Genomic DNA, 17507 nt, shown 5'->3' on the forward strand with positions numbered 1-17507 from the left:
ACGCGCAACTGTCGACACGCAGCTGAACGCCACGCGGCGCGGCCGACGCGGAGCCGGCGGGCGGGTTCAGCCGGTGACGGAGAAGAAGTGGGCAGGGTCGAGAGTGTGGATGGGGGTCCAGGGCGACTCGGCGACGGGCGCTTCCGGGTCGTGGGCGGTGTCGAAGTAGCCCTGCAATTCCAGTGCGAGACGGGGGTTTTCGTCCACCTGACGGGCGATAGTGTAGAGCACCGCGAGCACGTGGAGGCAGCGGGGTGTGCGCGCGGAGCAGGAGCAGTCCGTGCTCACCAGGGTCGGGGCGGGGGAGTGGCCCGCGTCGAGCAGGGCTCGGTGCATGTCGTCGGTGACGACGGTCGCATCGGGAATCACCTGCTCGATCGCGGTCACCGCCGCGCGCGAGAGCGGCGCCACCTCCACGTGCGCGATCGAGGCCTGCCCGCCCCGGTGCAGGTGCGCGCGCACCGTGCGGCCCTCGATCTCGGTGCGCACCCCGTTGTTGCGGGCGACGCTGCGGGCGCGCGGCAGCAGCGGTTCGGGGCGGGTCTGGCGCAGCGGTTCGGCCAGCCGCACCCAGTCCTTACCCCACGGTGTGTACCCGAACTCGTTGTCTGCCATCAGTTCTCTCGCTTCCGTCGCAGGATGTCGACCAGGGCGTCGTCGTCGAGACGGGCCAGTTCGGCGATGCCCGCGGCATCGGACAGGTCGGTGAGGGCCGACTTGCGGGTGTGCATGCCCGCGATGTGTTCCTCCACTGTGGTGGCGCTGGTGAGCGTGGTGACGGTGACCGTGCGCGTCTGCCCGATGCGGTGCGCCCGGTCCGAGGCCTGGGCCTCCACCGCCGGATTCCACCATCGGTCGAAATGGATCACGTCGGCGGCGCGGGTGAGGGTGAGGCCGGTGCCCGCGGCGCGCAGGCTCAGGATGAGAACCGGTGGGCCGTCGGGTGATTGGAACTCGCGAACGATCGCCGCACGCTGATCGGCGTCGAGCCCGCCGTGGAAGAACGGCGCCCGCACCCCGAACTGCTCGGCCAGGTGGCGCACGAGCAACTCGCCGGTCTGCCGGTACTGGGTGAAGATCAGCGTGGGATCACCGGTGTCGAGATTGGTCGCAACGATGTCGGTGCACAGGTCGAGTTTGCCCGAGCGCCCGGACAATTCGCCGAGGTCGCCGGTGACCAAGCCGGGATGGTTGCACACTTGTTTGAGGTGCGTGAGCGCCGCGAGCACCCGGCCCTGTCGTTGCAGACCCGACCCGAAACCCTCGTCCAGGGCCGCGGCGAGCACCGTGTCGTAGGCCTTCTCCTGCTCCGGGGTGAGGTCGCACAGCAGGTCGCTGTGGATCTTGGCCGGCAGCGACGCCGCCACCTGAATCTTCTTGCGGCCCAGCAGCACCGGTTCCACCGCGTCACGCAACCGGGCGGCCGCATCGGCCGAACCCTCCTCGATCGGCCGCACGAATCGGCGCCGGAACTGGGTGCGATGCGCGAACAACCGGGGCACGGTGAGATTGAGCAGGGCGAACAGTTCGTCGAGATGGTTCTCCACCGGGGTGCCGGTGAGCGCGACCTTGGCGTCGGCGGGCACCGCACGCGCGGCCCGCGACACCTGGGTGCGCGGATTCTTCAACGCCTGCGCTTCATCGAAGACGACGGTGGCCCACTGCTTCTCGGTCAGGGCCGACCCGTGCAGACGCAGCGTCGGATACCCGGTGACCACGACGGTCCCCGGGTCTGCGGACACCGCACCGCCACGCCACGACACCACCGTCAGCCCGGGTGCGAACCGTGCGATCTCGTGCACCCAGTTCCCGACCAGCGAGGTCGGACACACCACCAGCTGCGGCCCCGCGGCCCGCCCCTGGAGGAACCCGATCGTCTGCACGGTCTTGCCGAGGCCCATCTCGTCGGCGAGCACCGCCCCGCCGTACGCGGCGACGGTCTCCCGCAACCACCCGACCCCACGCACCTGATACGGGCGAAGGGTCGCCTCGACCGCCCCGGCGAGCTCCGCCGCCGCGGCTTCGGTCTCCCGCACCACCCGCACCGCCCGCTCGGCCGACACGACGGCCGTCCCCACGGCGTTGGGCACCGCATGCGCCGCGATCGGCAGCTCGAGCGCATTGGCGGCCGCCCGTGCATTCGCGGTGGGCCGTGCATTCGCGGCGGGCCGCTCGCCCGCGCCGAGGCCGGTCGAGGGCCGCCCATCGTCCGCGTCCGCACGAGCTTCATCGGCGGTGGGCGCCTCCCGATGGCGATGGTCGACGTCCGTGCGGGCGTCCTCGAGGAGCATGCGCCACGCGAGGGCCGAAGGGCCCAGGTCGGCGACGGACAACTCGAGCAACTCCGAACCGGTCACGACGGCGGCGGGTACCTCGACCGGCTCGAGCGCCCTGCGCTCACCGACCGGCAGCGCCAGCGTCAACGTCTCGGGGTCTCCGACGTCGCGTGGTGGGCGGCCGGCACCGAGTCCGCTCCAGGTCCACAGGGCGAACAGGTGACGATCGGGAAGATAGGTGGCCTGGATGGCGGGCAGAACGTTCTCCTCTGATCGGGCAGCGCGAACAGGCTAATAACGTACACTGTACTGAATTTGTTCCCGACCGACCGGAAAAGGTTCCGCGCATGCCGACCGACGGCAGATCCACCGACCAGGCCGCCCAGCTCGTGCAGCTGCTGTGGCGTCATGCCCTGCCGGCCAAGCCCGGCGCGCGCGGCCCCAAACCCGGCCTCACCGTCGACGCGGTCGTGGCGGCGGGCATCGACCTGGCCGATCGCGACGGCATCGGCAAGCTGACCATCCGCGCGGTGGCCGCCGCCCTCGACGTGCGTGCCATGAGTCTCTACACCTATGTGCCGAGCAAGGAGGCGCTGCTGGTGCTGATGGTCGACGCCGTGGCCGCCGAGGACGAGCCGATCCCCGCCGAGCTGCCGCTGCGCGAGCGCATGATCGCCGTCGCGGACCAGGTCCGCGCCGAGCTCCTCGCCCACCCGTGGCTGCTCGAGGTGTCGCCGTGGCGCAAGGTCCTCGGCCCGGCGAGGATGCGCCGCTACGAGAGCCAGCTGCGTGCCATCGACGGCGCGGGCCTGTCGGATCTGGCGATGGACCGCGCCATCGCGGTGCTCACCGATTTCGCCACCGGCAATGCCCGCCTCGCCGTCGCGGCGGCGGGCGCGGCCGACCAGCTCAGTGATGCCGATTGGTGGCGGGTACACGGCCCGCTGCTGGCCGAAATGATGCCCGCCGACCAGTTCCCCCTCGCCGCACGCGTGGGCACCACGGTGGGCGAGCACTATCAGGCCCCCGCCGATCCGGACGGCGCCTACGCCTACGGTGTCGCCACCCTGGTCGACGGGATCCTCGCCGACACCGCCTGACCCCGGACACCACAACAGCGGGCGCCGGAATCCGGTCGCCCGCTGTCGGGGGTTTTCTATTGTCGGATGTTGTTGTGTTCGGACGCGAGAGGAGTGGTCAGAGAGCTGGAGCCGATTCCGTGTCGATCACGGCTTCGAGCTCGCGCAAACGGTCCATGTGTTCATTCGCGTGGTGCTGGCAGAAGAGCAACTCGCCACCCGCGGGAAGAACGGCACGCACTCGGGCAGCCGCCCCGCAACGATCGCAACGATCGACCGCGGTCAGTGGGGTGCTGGTCAGGGTTCCTGGCATGACTCCTCCGTCCCGGCTCCCGGCGCTGCGTGGCCGTTCGCCTAGGTGTGGGCCCCGTGGTCACTCCACGTGGCTCGCGTCCGCTACTTCCCAGCAGTGGTACGACTACTCTGTCAGACGTTCGGGGTTCAGGCTTTGTTCCCGGAAGTGAATCTTTGTGTTTTCGATAACACGACCTGCGGTTTCGCTGAAAGCGAACATGCGCTGGTCGTCGGTCTCGAGCACCCGCCGATCACCCGTGGCGCCGTTTCCCACCTCCTGTTCGATCCTGACACTCATCGACTGTGTCGCGCGCTGTGGTGTTGCTCGTTACGCCACGAGCTCGATCACCACCGTGCGGCCTCACCGCCCACCGTGTGACAGGGTCTTCACCGTCCGAACCTGTTGTCTACCCGGAGATTACCCGTGATATCCGACACTCACACGCTTGTTCACCTGTGTTCTTCCCAAGAGTGGCAACAATTTGCGCACGACGGGCAACGCCGCCCGCCGTCGCTGGCCGAGAGCGGCTTCGTGCACCTGTCCACCCCCGAACAGGTGCGGCTGCCCGCGAATCGCCTCTTCGCCGGTCGCACGGATCTGGTGCTGCTGTGGCTGGACCAGGACCGGCTCGCGTCGCCGCTGAAGTGGGAGCCGGGCGTGCCGGGCGACCCGGAGTCGATGCTGTTCCCGCACCTGTACGGACCGCTGCCGGTCGCCGCGGTGCTCGACGTCTCGCCCTATCGACCGGACTCGGACGGCGTGTTCCATACCCCACGCCGACCGGGAGTGGCGCCGGACACAACCGGGCTCTGACGGGTCTATCGTGGATATGTGAATGTCGATGTCACAGCGCTGCCGGGGATCGGAGTGCGCAAGGATTTCGAGGTCAGGTCGGGGCGCCGTGTCGGGGTGGTCGCCCATCGCGACGGTGACATCGATCTGATCGTGTCCAAGCCCGACGACCCCGACGCCATCGCCGCGCAGGTGCCGCTGTCGGTGGACGAGGCCTCGGTGCTCGCCAACCTGCTCGGCGCACCACAACTGGTGGCCAAGCTCAACGACGACCACCGCGACCTGCCCGGCATCACCACCCGTCAGCTCGGGCTGCTCGCCGAGTCACCGTACGCGGGACGCACACTCGGCGAGACCGGGATGCGGACCCGAACCAAGACCTCGATCGTGGCCGTGATGCGTGCCGGCCAGCTCCACCCCTCACCAGGTCCGGACTTCACCTTCACCGAGGGCGACCAGCTCGTGGTCGTCGGCACGCCGGAAGGCCTGGACGCAGCCGCGAAAATTCTCACGCACGGCTGACGGCCGTGACCGCGCAGGCCCTGGCGCTACTCGAACTAGGCATGATCTTGTTCGCGCTGGGGATCTGCGGCCGGATCGCGGGCCGGTTCGGAATGTCACCGATCCCGCTGTACCTGCTCGGCGGGCTGGCGTTCGGGCGTGGCGGTTTCGTGGAACTGGAAGGCGCGATCGAATTCGGTCACGTCGCCAGCGAGATCGGCGTGGTGCTGCTGCTGTTGCTGCTCGGGCTCGAATACACCGCACCCGAACTGATGACCGGGCTGCGCCGCTCCTGGACCGCCGGTGTGCTCGACCTGCTCGCCAACGCGCTGCCCGGCGCCGCCGTGGCCCTGATCCTGGGCTGGGGAATTCTCGGCGCCGTGGTACTCGGCGGCGTCACCTACATCTCGTCCTCGGGGATCGTGGCCAAACTCCTCGACGACCTCGGTCGCCTCGGTAACCGCGAAACCCCCGTGGTGCTCTCGATCCTCGTGTTCGAGGACCTCGCGATGGCGGTGTATCTGCCCATCCTCACCATGATGCTGGCGGGTTTGAGCCTGCTCAGCGGGCTGGTGTCGCTGGCCGTCGCGCTGGCGACGATCACTGTGGTGCTCGTGGTGGCGTTGCGGTTCGGGCGGGTGGTCTCGGCGGTGCTCGACAGCACCGATCGCGAGGTGTTCCTGCTGCAGCTGATCGGCGCGGCGCTGCTGGTCGCCGGTGCCGCCTCGGCGCTGAACGTCTCGGCGGCGGTCGGCGCCTTCCTGCTCGGCATCGCGATCTCGGGGTCGACCGCGCAGGAGGCGGCCAAGCTGCTCGAACCGTTGCGCGATCTGTTCGCGGCCATCTTCTTCGTGGCCTTCGGCCTGTCCATCGACCCGGCGGCCATTCCGCCGGTGCTCGCCTGGGCGGCGGGGCTCGCGGTGGTCACCACGGTCACCAAGATGGTCGTCGGCTGGTGGGCGGCGAGCAGGCAGGGCATCGCGCGGGCGGGCCGGGCGCGAGCGGGTGCTGCGCTGGTCGCCCGCGGCGAATTCTCCATCGTCATCGCCGGTTTGGCGGTGAGCTACGGCACCGCCGACCACCGCCTCGTCGCTCTCGCGTCGGCCTATGTGCTGCTGATGGCGATGCTCGGTCCGGTCGTCGCGCGCGTGATCGAACCCGTCGTCACCCGCGGTGGGCGACGGAGCCTTTCGGCGACGTGACTAATCGATGACCCGGCGTGGCCAGCCACCCGCCACGTCGTAGGCCAGTTCCTCCGTGCGGTATTCGATCGGCTCCTGCATCCGCACCGGCGCGGGCATCGCGGGCGGCGGCACGGCACGCTGACGCGGCTGGTGGCGGGAGGTGAGCCACATGCGTGGCAGTGCCTCCTCGTTCTCGATCTCGGTGAGGCTCACACTGATCAGCACCAGCATGGTGACGATGCTGCTCACCCCGATCAGCGGTGCGAGCAGTTCCATCGCCCCCGCCCCCGAGGGCGGCCCGCCATGGTGGCCGGGGTGGGCCTTCATGGCCGCCATGCCGGTGTAATGCATGCCGGTGACGGCCACGCCCATGATCAGCGAGGCGCCGATGGTGGCCAGAAATCCCTTGACGCGCAAGGTGAACCACAGCGCGACGATCGAGGCGACCACCGCGATCACCAGCGACAGCGTGACGATCATCGCGTCGTAGGACACCGTTGCCGTCGACTTCATCGCATACATGCCCGCGTAGTGCATGGTGCCCACCCCGAGTCCGGCGATGGTGCCACCGCCCACGAGCGAGCGCAGCGTCGGCTGCGGTTTGTTCACCATGAACAGCCCGATCCCGACGACGACCATCGCCGTGACCGCGCTGAGCAGCGTCAGGGGGACGTCGTAACGGATCTCCGCGCCCCGGATACTGAACCCGAGCATGGCGATGAAATGCATGACCCAGATACCGGTTCCACCGATCGCGATGGCGGCGCCGACGAGCCAGCTCACCCGTCCCTCGGTGGCGTTGCGTCCACGCGCGGCGCACTGCAGCCCGAGCAGGCAACCGGTGACGGACATGAAATAGGCGAGAACAGGGGTTATCCAGCCGTAGCTGAAGTGATAGATGTCGAGCACGCCGCGCAAACCCTCAATGCCGGTACCGCTGACCGGTCGGCGGTAGAACGAAAAGCTGGACGTGACGATACGGCGAAAACCCCGAATTCGGTGCCATCACAGCGCAATCGGGGAGTGTGGGTTTGATCACGAAACGATTACCGCGAGTTTTCTGTGGTAAACAGACCGTTCGGAATTCGGCGTAGGACACAAGAAAAGGCCCGGACCCCTTGTCGTAAGGTCCGGGCCTCGTCTCACGAATGCCTAGTCGAGGTAGTCGCGCAGCACCTGCGAACGGCTCGGGTGACGCAGCTTGCTCATCGTCTTGGACTCGATCTGCCGGATGCGCTCACGCGTGACGCCGTAGACCTGACCGATCTCGTCGAGGGTGCGCGGCTGACCGTCGGTGAGGCCGAAGCGCAACCGCACCACGCCCGCCTCACGCTCGGACAGCGTCTCGAGCACCGACTGCAGCTGATCCTGCAGCAGGGTGAAGCTCACCGCGTCGACCGCGACGACCGCCTCGGAGTCCTCGATGAAATCGCCGAGCTGGCTGTCGCCTTCGTCGCCGATGGTCTGGTCGAGCGAGATGGGTTCACGCGCGTACTGCTGGATCTCGAGGACCTTCTCCGGCGTGATGTCCATTTCCTTGGCCAGCTCCTCCGGCGTGGGCTCACGGCCCAGGTCCTGGAGCAGCTCGCGCTGGATGCGCCCGAGCTTGTTGATGACCTCCACCATGTGCACCGGAATACGGATGGTGCGTGCCTGGTCGGCCATGGCGCGGGTGATGGCCTGACGGATCCACCACGTGGCATAGGTCGAGAACTTGTAACCCTTGGTGTAGTCGAACTTTTCGACCGCGCGGATCAGACCCAGGTTGCCCTCCTGGATCAGGTCGAGGAACGCCATGCCGCGACCGGTGTAGCGCTTGGCCAGCGACACCACCAGACGCAGGTTGGCCTCGAGCAGGTGGTTCTTGGCCCGGTTGCCGTCGCGCACGATCCAGTTGAAATCGCGGCGGGTGGTCACCGACAGCTTCTCGCCCGCCTCGGCGAACTCGCGCATCTTCTCCGCCGCGAACAGGCCGGCCTCGATCCGCTTGGCGAGTTCGACCTCCTCCTCGGCGTTGAGCAGCGCGACCTTGCCGATCTGCTTGAGGTAGGCGCGGACCGAGTCGGCGGAGGCGGTGAGTTCGGCATCCTTGCGCGCCTGACGCAGCGCCTCGGATTCCTCCTCGTCCCAGACGAAATCGCCGGAGGCCTTGTCCTTCTCGGTCGGCTCGGCGGTGTCGGCGGCATCGGCGGTGTCGTCGGCGACCTCCTCGACGATGACATCACCGTCGGTGAGTTCGTCCTCGGCGACCTCGAGATCACCGAGATCGTCGAGTTCGATCGACTCGTCGTCGAGTTGCTCCTCGCCCCCCTCGGCCCCGGTCGCCTTCTTGGCCGCGGTCTTCTTCGCCGGGGCCTTCTTGGCGGCAGCCTTCTTCGCCGGGGCCTTCTTGGCAGCGGCCTTCTTCGCCGGGGCCTTCTTGGCAGCGGCCTTCTTCGCCGGGGCCTTCTTGGCGGGAGTTACGGCGTCGTCGGCATCGGCGTCGGCCGAGTCGGCGGTCTGACGGGTATTCGTGGCTACCACGTACGCCCTTTCGTGACGGTCTCGTGCGGCGTCACGCCAGAGTGGTTTCCGGCGGAGCGGTCGGTCGGGTTGCACCGGCGGTGCGTCGGTCGGGTGCTCTCCGGTTCGTTCACCGGCTTGCTCGCGACCGGCTGAGGCCGGAAGGTTTCACCGGCTCACCGCCGGACGTGTTCCATTGTAACGATCCAACCAGGGTACTCAGTGCCACGATGCCCTCCAGGCGTTGCGGCGTCGTCCTCGTGCGTTACGGCGCGATGCCCCCGGCGATGGCCATCGCCGCGCCGACGATACCCGCGGTGTTCTTCAACACGGCCGGAATCACCGGAGTTCGGTTGGTGAGCAAGGGTATCCACTGCTCGTGATCGCGGCTGATACCGCCGCCCGCCACGATCACCTTCGGCCAGAAGAGGTTCTCGATGTGGATCAGGGCCTTGCTCACCCGCTGCGCCCACTCCGGGTAGGTGAGGCCGTCGCGGTCCTTGATCGAGGCGGCGGCCATGTGCTCGGCTTCCACCCCCTCGATGTCGAGGTGGCCGAGCTCGGAGTTGGGCACGAGGGTGCCGTTGTAGAGCAGCGCCGAGCCGATCCCGGTGCCGAAGGTGAGCAGCAGGGTGAGGCCGTTCAGGTCGCGGGCGGTGCCGTAGCTGTCCTCCGCGAGGCCCGCCGCGTCGGCATCGTTGAGCACCGTCACCGTCCGCCCGCCGAGCGCGGCCGAGAACAGGGCGCGCGCGTCGGTGCCGATCCAGGCGGGGTCGATATTGGCGGCCGTGCGGGCGTGTCCGTCGAGCACCACGCACGGCAGCGTGATCCCCACCGGTCCCTCCCAGCCGGCCAGCGCGACGAGTTCGGCCACCGCCGCCGCCACCGCCTCGGGCGTGGCGGGTCGCGGAGTGGCGATCTTGAGCCGCTCATGGGTGAGCAGACCGGTGTCGAGATCGACCTCGGCCCCCTTCACGCCACTTCCCCCGATATCGATGCCGAATGCGTGCCCCCGAGCGGACATGGATGAACCCCTTGCCTGACGCGGTCGATGTGCCGGACAAAGAGTAGCGGTAGTCACCGCTCCCTCGGGCTCCCGCATATGATCCGATGGCGTGGTGCCTCAACACAGTTCCGTTGCCCCCGCCACGACCGCCGCCGACGAACGACTGCGCGAGCTCGCCGTCGAGCTCGCCGAGACCGCCGCCGCGCATGTGCGTGCCCGCCGACCCGAGGTGTTCGCCGACGGGGGACCCGTCGACGGTGCCGTGGCGACCAAGGGCCACATCACCGACCCGGTCACCGTGGTCGACACCGAATCCGAACAGCTGATCCGCGATCTGCTCGCCCGGCGCCGCCCCGACGACGCGATCCTGGGCGAGGAGGGCGGCGGCGATGTCGCTGCCACCGCGCCGGGCGCCGTCACCTGGGTGGTCGACCCGATCGACGGGACCGTCAACTTCCTCTACGGCCTGCCCGGGTACGCGGTCTCGGTGGCAGCGGTCATCGACGGCGCCCCGGTGGCGGGCGCGGTCGCCGACGTGGCGACCGCGACCACCTACAGCGCCGTGCGCGGCGGCGGGGCGTTCGCCGTCACCGCCGACGGCACCCGCACGAAACTGTCCTGCACCCAAGAGGATTCGCTGTCGGTGGCACTGGTTGCGACCGGTTTCGCCTACGGCACCCAGCGTCGCGCCGACCAGGCGAGGCTGCTCACCGAGATCCTGCCGCGGGTCCGCGACATCCGCCGCCTCGGCGCCGCCGCCATGGACCTGTGCCACGTCGCCTCGGGTCATCTCGACGCCTACTACGAGCACGGGCTCAACGCCTGGGACTGGGCGGCGGGCGCCCTCATCGCCGCCGAAGCGGGCGCGGTGGTGCACGTCCCACCGGTCACCGTCGGCGGTGCCGCGGGCGAACTGACCTTCGTCGCCGCCCCTGGCATCGCCGAAGACTTCGCCGCCCTCCTCACCGAGACCGGCGCGACAACGCCCCTACCCGACTGAGAACCCTGACCCGGTTTCTCGGCCGCCTCGATCTGGACCGACCGGAGGGTGCGACTAAGGAGTGCCCGCAGGGAGGGAAGATCGAGGCCCCCCGGGCCGAGAAACCCGCGGCGCCAGCCGCTCATACTTCAGCACTTGACGGTGCGGGCGGCGTCGAGGAGGTCGGGGTCGATGGAGGACGAGCTGGCGCCGGGGGCCAGGTTCTTCAGCGCGCGCAGGACCGCTTCGGCGTCGGCGCTCGGGCGCAGCGACTCGCCGAAGGCCAGGCCGAGCACCAGGTCGACCGAGTCGTCGGTGCGCGGGTCCTCGATCAGTTCGGCACAGGGCGCGACCAGCTGCACCGAGGCGGCGGCGGGCCTGCCGTTCACGCCGTAGCGGATCTGGCCGGTGCAGTTGAGGTCACCGCTCACATAGACCGGATCGTTACCGACCTGTGTCCCCGGTGCGCTCGCGAAGCCGAGGTCACCGAGCGCGGAGGCGATGTTGCCCGCCTGTCCGCTCTTGCCGTTGGCGTTGAACACTCGCACCTTGGACTCCGACAGCGCCGCCGGATCCACCTCGTCCAGGCGCGAGGGCCCGACTCGGGTGCCGAGCGCTGCGGGCTTGGGTGCGTTGGTCGCGGTCGGTGTGCTCGGCGCGTTGCACGCCATCGGCTCGTTGTTGTCCTCGCGGGTGCGGAACGCCGCCACCCACACGAACAGGGCCACAAGAGCCAGCACGAGGACCATCGCGAGCCACAGCTCGGGGCGCCGTCGCGGAAAGGGTTTGCCGTCGCGATCGGTCGCGCTGCCTTCGGTGATCAGTGAAACCACGCGCTCACTCTACGAGTCCGCCGCCGATGCGCGAGTGCGGGAGGTCTCGGCGAGTTTCCCGGCAGGTGAAGATTCGTCGTCGGTTTCGTCGCGGCGGGGTTTTGATTGCGACATTTGTCGGTAGGTCCGCTATTGTCTGCCCGCCCAGATCGAATAATCACCCGTGAAACGGTGGTCGGTCGCGGGAACAACAAGGGCATGTCCTGCGTTAACCGAACGCTGTCGGAGTAGATCGAGCAACGGTCCACCTGATAGTCGAGCGGTGTACGTGTGAGGTGCACCACCGGCGGGGCGGTCGAGCGCCGTCTCCCTGCGGGGACGTGGCAATCGAACTGATCCGGTATTTACGGAGTAAGGACTGAGGGGAAGACGACATGGCAACCGACTATGACGCACCGCGGCGCACCGAATCCGACGAAGTGTCGGAGGATTCGCTCGAGGAGCTGAAGGCCCGCCGCAACGAGGCGCAGTCCGCCGTCGTGGACATCGACGAGACCGACACAGCGGAATCGTTCGAGCTTCCCGGCGCGGACCTGTCCGACGAGGTGCTCAGCGTTCGGGTGGTCCCGAAGCAGGCAGACGAGTTCACCTGCTCGAGCTGTTTCCTCGTGCACCACCGAAGCAGGCTGGCCAGCGAGAAGGGTGGCGAGATGATCTGCATGGACTGCGCCCTCTGACGCGTTCCACGGCGAGGTAGACGGGTCAGCCCGCGCTCGGGAGTCCGAGCGCGGCCAAGACCCGGTCGGGCCTGCGCGTGCTGATCAACCAGTACGGCGTCGGGTCGTCCGGGTCGTCGAGGACGAGCAATGCCATCGGCCCGATCCAGGGCCGGTGCTGGACATAGGCGGCGGGGTCGAGCTGACGACCCAGCGCCGCGCTCTTGGCCGTCGGTGCGACGGCCGCGGCCCGCGCGACGAAGCTCACCGGCAGGTGGGCGCGGTCGACGCGCAATTCCGCCGTTCCCTCGGGGGTGACGGCCACTTCCAGCCGGTGACGGCTCATCCACAACAGAATCCACACGGGCACCGGTGCCAGCAGCACGTACGGCAACCAGGCCCGCAGCCCGGGCGCGCCCATGTGGAACTCGGCGGCGATCAGCCCGGCGATCGCGAAGCCGACCGGCCACCACCACAGTGGCACCCACAGGCGCTCCCGGTAGGGCGACACGGTGGGCGCGGCAGCCGCGCGAGCGTCGGTGTCTGCGGCGTCGGTGGTCGGAGAATGGGACTGGTCGGGCACGGTTCAAGACTAGGCGATCGTGGCAGGGTCGTGACGCGCTGGTCCGGCTCCGAGCGCGTAGTCTCGACCGATGTGAACGCACTTGCACCGATTCCGCTGCGGCGGCTCGATCCCGGCATCCCTGTGCCGAAGCGTGCCCATCCGGGTGACGCGGGCGTCGACCTCTGTACCACCGAGGATGTGATCATCGAACCGGGTGAGCGGGTGCTGGTCGGCACCGGGATCGCGCTCGCGCTGCCGGTCGGCACGGTCGGCCTGATCCACCCCCGCTCGGGTCTGGCCGCGAAGGCGGGGCTGTCGGTGGTGAACACACCGGGCACGATCGATGCGGGCTATCGGGGCGAGATCAAAGTGTGCCTGATCAACCACGACCCGCGCACCGCCATCGAGCTGCGCCGCGGCGACCGGATCGCCCAGCTGCTCGTGCAGCGGGTGGAGCTGGTCGAGTTCGCCGAGGTCGACGACCTGGACGAAACCGTGCGTGGCGCGGGTGGTTACGGGTCGAGCGGCGGGCACGCGAGCCTGACCGGCAAGGAGGCGTAATGGGTCTGTTCGGCAAGAAGAAGCGCGCACCGCGCGAGGACGACGCGGTCTACGACGACGACTACGGCGACGACTACGCCGCGGACGACTACGACGATTTCGCCGATACCGACGACTACGACACCGACGAGTTCCGCCGCCCCGACTTCGCCCACCTCGATTTCGACGACGCTCCCACCGACGAGCGCATCTACGGCAACTTCGACCACGCCCCCGACGCCGCCGCCGGCCCGTACGACATCACCGAAGTGACCGACGACATGATCGCGCGCAGGCTCGATCTGGGGTCGGTGGTCATCCCCGTGCCCGAGGGTGGACAGCTGCAGGTGGAGATGAGCCCCGACGGCACCCCGCAGGCGGTGCACCTGGCCACCCAGCACGGCAGGCTCACCGTTGCCGCGTACGCCGCGCCGAAGTCGGCCGGGCAGTGGCGTCTCGTCGCGGCCGACCTGGCCGAGTCGCTGCGCGGTGACGGTGCGAGCGTCGCCATCGAGAAGGGCCCGTGGGGTCGTGAGGTGAAGGCGGTCACCGAGGGCGCCGATCTGCGCTTCATCGGTGTCGACGGACCGCGCTGGATGATCCGGCTGGTCGCGGCGGGCCCCTCGGGCGCGGTCGACGATCGCAGCCCGCTCATCACCGCCGCGCGGGCCGTCCTGGCCGACGCGGTGGTGCGGCGCGGCTCCGAGCCGCTACCGGTGCGTGACCCGCTGCCCGTGGTGCTGCCCCAGGAGCTGGCCGAACAGCTCGCCGCCGCCCATCAGCAGCAGGTGCTCGCCCAGCAGCAGGCCATGGCCGCGCAGGCGGCCGCCGCGCAGACCCCGCCCTCGGCGGTGCCGCCGAAGCTGCCCGACGAACCGCGGCGCGGCGCCGACGGCTCGGCGATGCAGCAACTCGGTTTGAACTAGGTTGCGGCCGAGATCTTTTCGGTCGACAGACGGTCGAGTTCGGTGAACCCGGTGTGTCCGAGGACCGCCGGGTTCGCGCCGAGTTCGTCGAGGGTGATCCGGCGCAATCCGGCCGTCGGCAGGGTCGCGGCCCATTCTTCGGCGACGGCGATCGGATGCACCGGGTCGTCGCCCGCGCCGATCACCGCGACGGGGACGGGGCAGGCGGCCAATTCCTCGACGGTCGGCCAGGAGTAGGCGGCCGCCTCGTCCAGAGCCTGCGGCAGGTCGGGCCACTGGCCGCGCCAGGACTGGGTGAGAGCCTCGGCCAGCCAGGCCGGGCTCGAGGCGCGCATGCGGGCGATCACGGCGCCGAGACCGTCGGCGCGAAGTTGCCCGGCGGTTGCCGAGGCGCTCAGCGCGGCGGGGCACGAGGTGGTTTCCGGACCCGTCCAGGCGGGTAATGCTGTGATGACACCGACAACCGCGTCGCGATGTCCGGTGGCCCACCGTAAGGCGATCGCGGCACCCAGCGAGATCCCGGCCGCCAGGACGGGTCCGCGCGCGGCGGCGGTGCGCAAAGCCGCGGTACAGCTCGCGATCACGGCCTTCGGGTCGGGTTCGACGGCAAGGAATTCCAGGCCGTGAGCGGCCGCGGCCGGTCCGAATGCACGGGCTGCGAAATCGGCGTCGGAGCCGGTTCCGGGCAGGGCGACCACGGTGACCTGGGGTGGGGTGCGCAACACGGACCGAGCGTAGCGGCCCGGCGTTTGCCCATCTACAGTGGCGTTGAAGGCCAACTAGCGGGAGAAGCGTGCCATGTCGTCATCCACGGGCTCACACAAGTCGGGATCGGGCCCGGACTCGGGATATTTTCGTCGACTCGGACGCCGCCTGACGGCCGATATCGATCAGCTCGACGCCGAGGAACTGGCCGAGACCGCCGACGCCTCGGGCGCCCGGCGAGCCAAGGACTGTTGTCGCGGCGAGGAAGCCACCATCGTCGGCAGGCTGCGCAGCGTAGAGGCCTGTCCGAAGGCGGCCGGTGCCACGGTGCAGGCCGAGTTCTTCGACGGCACCGACGCCATCACCCTGGTATGGATCGGGCGCAGGCGCATCCCCGGCATCGAACCGGGCAGGCGCATCCTGGTGCGCGGCCGCGTCGGCGACCGCGACGGCCGCAAAGTGATCTTCAACCCCTACTACGAATTGCGCGGGAACAGCTGACGTATGCCCTCCAGCGACGAGTACCGCCACACCGCGGACCCTGAAGCCACCGTTGCCCTGCCGGTGGTCACCGACCACCCCGTCGACCCCGACGTCGACAAGGAGACGGCCGAGGCCGAGCAGACCCTGCTCGAGCAGCTCGGCGGCATCAGCGGCCTGATCTACTCCACCCTGCCCGTGCTCGTGTTCGTTCCGGTGAACACCTTCGCCGGGCTCACCGCCGCCATCTGGGCCGCCCTCGGCGTGGCCGCGGGTGTGCTGATCTGGCGGCTCGTGCAACGCAGTCCCGTCCAGCCGGCCATCTCCGGTTTCCTCGGCGTCGGACTGTGCGCGTTCATCGCCCATCGGGTGGGAGAGGCCAAGGGCTTCTTCCTGTTCGGCATCTACACCAGCCTCGTGTACGCGGGCGTGTTCGCGCTGTCGATCCTGTTCCGGTGGCCGCTGGTCGGGGTGATCTGGGGCGCGCTCAACGGCCACGGCACCGCATGGCGCAGCGATCCGCGGGTGCGCAAGCTCTACGACCTGGCCACCGTCGTGTGGGTCGTCGTCTTCGGCGCCCGCTACCTGGTGCAGTCCCAGCTCTACGACACCGACCACACCACCTGGCTCGCCATCGCCCGTATCGCGATGGGCTGGCCGCTGACCGCGGTGGCCCTGGTGGTCACCGTGTGGGCGGTGCGCCGCGCGGGCCACCTGCCCACCGACAAGTCCGCTGCCGGAAGGGATTCCGCCTCCGCCTGAGGGTGGGCAAGGGTACCGCCGGAGGTGGGGAACTACCCACCCTGGGGTACCTGGTTGCCGCCGCCTGTTCGTCGCACGATCAATGCATACCGAATTACGCAGTGATCGTGAGAGGACCGGCGACCATGATGGCAACCGAGCACCGTGCAAGCGCAGCTTCCAAGCCCGGCTCAGCCCAGTCGGAGAGCAGGCGCATCGGCGCCGAACTCGACGCCCTGATCGGTCCCGCCGCCCGCAACGACCGCGACGCGATCGCCGAGATCCTGCGTCTGGTCCACCCCCTCGTGCGCCGCTACTGCTCGGCGCGGATGGGTGCCACCGGCCACCTCACGGTCACCGCCGACGATGTCACCCAGGAAGTCCTGATCGCCACCGTCGCCGCCATCCCGCGCTACCGTGACCAGGGCAAGTCCTTCCTGGCCTTCGTGTACGGCATCGCCGCCAACAAGGTGTCCGACGCCTTCCGCCGGGGCAAGCACACCGCGTATCCGATGGCCGAGATGCCCGACACCGCCAGCGCCGAAGCGGGCCCGGAGGACTGGGCGCTCGCCTTCGAACGGCGTGCCACGACCCGCGAACTGATGCAGGTGCTCGCCCCGAACCACCGTGAGGTGCTGATGATGCGGATCGTGCTCGGCTGGAGCGCCGCGCAGACCGCCGAGGCCATCGGCACCAGCCCCGGCGTGGTCCGGGTGATGCAGCACCGCGCGCTCAACAAGCTGCGCGCTCAGCTCGCCGCCGCCTGAGGCGGCTCAGGGCCGGATGCCGTGCCCGGCCAGGGTGAGCCGAAGGTCCTCCTCGGCCTCCACCGAGGTGACGAACAGCAGCTCGTCGTCGCCTTCGAAGGGGTCGTCGGCCTGGGGCACGATCACCCGGCCGCCGCGCAGGATCGTCACCAGCGCGGTGTCGCGCGGCAGGACCAGGCTGCGCACCGGTTTACCGGCCAGCTGGGTGTCGGCGGGCAGCGTGATCTCGACCAGGTTGGCCTGGCCCTGGCGCAATGTCATGAGCCGAACCAGATCACCCACCGACACCGCCTCCTCGACCAGCGAGGCGAGCAGGCGCGGTGTCGACACCGCCACGTCCACACCCCACGACTCGTCGAAGAGCCATTCGTTGCGCGGATCGTTCACCCGCGCCACCACCCGGCGCACCCCGAACTCGGTCTTGGCGAGCAGGCTGTGGACCAGGTTGGTCTTGTCGTCACCGGTGGCCGCGATCACCACCTCGTAGGTTTCCAGCCCGGCGTTCTCGAGCAGCGACAGCTCGCAGGCGTCGGCGTGCACCCAGACCGCGTCGGGGATGGCGGGCGGGTCGATGTGGTCGAGCTGACGTTCCAGCAGCATCACCCGATGCCCGCCGCGCAGCAGTTCCCTGGCGATCGAGCGCCCCACGGCGCCCGCCCCGGCAATGGCCACCTTCATGT

22 protein-coding genes are annotated in these 17507 nt (G+C 69.2%); 11 read left to right on the plus strand and 11 right to left on the minus strand.

What is annotated here, in order from left to right:
- Positions 1–66: 66 nt before the first annotated feature.
- Positions 67–615, minus strand: coding sequence for a hypothetical protein (locus ACWEVR_RS03850; protein WP_452465729.1), 549 nt, complete (start codon positions 613–615; stop codon positions 67–69).
- Positions 615–2495 (minus strand): DEAD/DEAH box helicase, encoded by a 1881-nt coding sequence (locus tag ACWEVR_RS03855; protein ID WP_452466145.1) that lies wholly within the window; start codon positions 2493–2495, stop codon positions 615–617. The genes ACWEVR_RS03850 and ACWEVR_RS03855 overlap by 1 nt, the downstream gene beginning before the upstream one ends.
- Positions 2496–2623: 128 nt before the next feature.
- Between ACWEVR_RS03855 and ACWEVR_RS03860 the strand changes: the two genes are divergently transcribed.
- Positions 2624–3376 carry a TetR/AcrR family transcriptional regulator gene (locus ACWEVR_RS03860; protein ID WP_452465730.1) on the plus strand — a complete coding sequence of 251 codons (753 nt, stop codon included), beginning with the start codon at positions 2624–2626 and terminating at the stop codon, positions 3374–3376.
- A 97-nt stretch (positions 3377–3473) separates the two neighbouring features.
- On the opposite strand, the gene ACWEVR_RS03865 is transcribed toward ACWEVR_RS03860, so the two are convergent.
- A complete protein-coding gene (locus ACWEVR_RS03865) occupies positions 3474–3668 on the minus strand; it encodes a DUF7455 domain-containing protein (protein WP_029903635.1) in 195 nt (64 codons plus the stop codon).
- A 105-nt stretch (positions 3669–3773) separates the two neighbouring features.
- Positions 3774–3947 carry a hypothetical protein gene (locus tag ACWEVR_RS03870; protein WP_157104669.1) on the minus strand — a complete coding sequence of 58 codons (174 nt, stop codon included), beginning with the start codon at positions 3945–3947 and terminating at the stop codon, positions 3774–3776.
- Between the two features lie 126 nt (positions 3948–4073).
- Between ACWEVR_RS03870 and ACWEVR_RS03875 the strand changes: the two genes are divergently transcribed.
- The 3 genes from ACWEVR_RS03875 to ACWEVR_RS03885 are packed head-to-tail and all read left to right on the plus strand — an operon-like array spanning position 4074 to position 6145.
- Entirely contained in the window at positions 4074–4463 is a 390-nt protein-coding gene (locus ACWEVR_RS03875; protein ID WP_452465731.1) for a DUF952 domain-containing protein, read from the plus strand.
- Positions 4464–4481: 18 nt separating this feature from the next.
- Complete coding sequence (locus ACWEVR_RS03880; RefSeq protein WP_452465732.1) at positions 4482–4964, plus strand: cation:proton antiporter regulatory subunit; 483 nt, start codon at positions 4482–4484, stop codon at positions 4962–4964.
- A 5-nt stretch (positions 4965–4969) separates the two neighbouring features.
- The gene (locus ACWEVR_RS03885; protein ID WP_452465733.1) at positions 4970–6145 is read left to right on the plus strand and encodes a cation:proton antiporter; all 1176 of its coding nucleotides are present in this window, start codon (positions 4970–4972) and stop codon (positions 6143–6145) included.
- Here the strand turns inward: ACWEVR_RS03885 and ACWEVR_RS03890 are convergent, their stop codons facing one another.
- From ACWEVR_RS03890 to ppgK, 3 genes are all read right to left on the minus strand, one after another.
- A complete protein-coding gene (locus tag ACWEVR_RS03890; RefSeq protein ID WP_452465734.1) occupies positions 6146–7036 on the minus strand; it encodes an MHYT domain-containing protein in 891 nt (296 codons plus the stop codon). It lies immediately after the preceding gene.
- 243 nt (positions 7037–7279) lie between these two features.
- On the minus strand, positions 7280–8650 hold the full coding sequence (locus ACWEVR_RS03895; protein WP_452465735.1) for an RNA polymerase sigma factor: 1371 nt from the start codon (positions 8648–8650) through the stop codon (positions 7280–7282).
- Between the two features lie 244 nt (positions 8651–8894).
- Positions 8895–9731, minus strand: coding sequence for a polyphosphate--glucose phosphotransferase (gene ppgK, locus ACWEVR_RS03900; protein WP_452465736.1), 837 nt, complete (start codon positions 9729–9731; stop codon positions 8895–8897).
- Positions 9732–9744: 13 nt separating this feature from the next.
- Between ppgK and ACWEVR_RS03905 the strand changes: the two genes are divergently transcribed.
- Positions 9745–10635, plus strand: a complete 891-nt coding sequence (locus tag ACWEVR_RS03905; RefSeq protein ID WP_452465737.1) for an inositol monophosphatase family protein — start codon at positions 9745–9747, stop codon at positions 10633–10635.
- A gap of 128 nt (positions 10636–10763) precedes the next feature.
- Here the strand turns inward: ACWEVR_RS03905 and cei are convergent, their stop codons facing one another.
- Positions 10764–11447, minus strand: a complete 684-nt coding sequence (cei, locus tag ACWEVR_RS03910; protein ID WP_452465738.1) for an envelope integrity protein Cei — start codon at positions 11445–11447, stop codon at positions 10764–10766.
- A 374-nt stretch (positions 11448–11821) separates the two neighbouring features.
- Between cei and ACWEVR_RS03915 the strand changes: the two genes are divergently transcribed.
- On the plus strand, positions 11822–12124 hold the full coding sequence (locus tag ACWEVR_RS03915; protein WP_067492847.1) for a DUF4193 domain-containing protein: 303 nt from the start codon (positions 11822–11824) through the stop codon (positions 12122–12124).
- Between the two features lie 25 nt (positions 12125–12149).
- Here the strand turns inward: ACWEVR_RS03915 and ACWEVR_RS03920 are convergent, their stop codons facing one another.
- Entirely contained in the window at positions 12150–12614 is a 465-nt protein-coding gene (locus ACWEVR_RS03920) for a DUF3093 domain-containing protein (protein ID WP_225280816.1), read from the minus strand.
- A gap of 144 nt (positions 12615–12758) precedes the next feature.
- Between ACWEVR_RS03920 and dut the strand changes: the two genes are divergently transcribed.
- Positions 12759–13229 carry a dUTP diphosphatase gene (dut, locus tag ACWEVR_RS03925; RefSeq protein ID WP_067492849.1) on the plus strand — a complete coding sequence of 157 codons (471 nt, stop codon included), beginning with the start codon at positions 12759–12761 and terminating at the stop codon, positions 13227–13229.
- A 5-nt stretch (positions 13230–13234) separates the two neighbouring features.
- Positions 13235–14134 (plus strand): DUF3710 domain-containing protein, encoded by a 900-nt coding sequence (locus tag ACWEVR_RS03930; RefSeq protein WP_452445062.1) that lies wholly within the window; start codon positions 13235–13237, stop codon positions 14132–14134.
- Here the strand turns inward: ACWEVR_RS03930 and ACWEVR_RS03935 are convergent.
- Positions 14131–14859, minus strand: a complete 729-nt coding sequence (locus ACWEVR_RS03935) for an alpha/beta fold hydrolase (RefSeq protein WP_452465739.1) — start codon at positions 14857–14859, stop codon at positions 14131–14133. The two genes, ACWEVR_RS03930 and ACWEVR_RS03935, sit on opposite strands and share 4 nt — an antisense overlap.
- Positions 14860–14932: 73 nt before the next feature.
- Between ACWEVR_RS03935 and ACWEVR_RS03940 the strand changes: the two genes are divergently transcribed.
- From ACWEVR_RS03940 to ACWEVR_RS03950, 3 genes are all read left to right on the plus strand, one after another.
- Entirely contained in the window at positions 14933–15340 is a 408-nt protein-coding gene (locus tag ACWEVR_RS03940) for an OB-fold nucleic acid binding domain-containing protein (RefSeq protein WP_067492853.1), read from the plus strand.
- Between the two features lie 3 nt (positions 15341–15343).
- Complete coding sequence (locus ACWEVR_RS03945) at positions 15344–16081, plus strand: DUF3159 domain-containing protein (protein WP_452465740.1); 738 nt, start codon at positions 15344–15346, stop codon at positions 16079–16081.
- Positions 16082–16206: 125 nt separating this feature from the next.
- The gene (locus ACWEVR_RS03950) at positions 16207–16827 is read left to right on the plus strand and encodes a sigma-70 family RNA polymerase sigma factor (protein WP_452465741.1); all 621 of its coding nucleotides are present in this window, start codon (positions 16207–16209) and stop codon (positions 16825–16827) included.
- Positions 16828–16833: 6 nt separating this feature from the next.
- On the opposite strand, the gene ACWEVR_RS03955 is transcribed toward ACWEVR_RS03950, so the two are convergent.
- A complete protein-coding gene (locus ACWEVR_RS03955) occupies positions 16834–17505 on the minus strand; it encodes a potassium channel family protein (RefSeq protein ID WP_067492857.1) in 672 nt (223 codons plus the stop codon).
- Positions 17506–17507: the final 2 nt, after the last annotated feature.

It is taken from the genome of Nocardia sp. NPDC003979, from assembly GCF_053605015.1.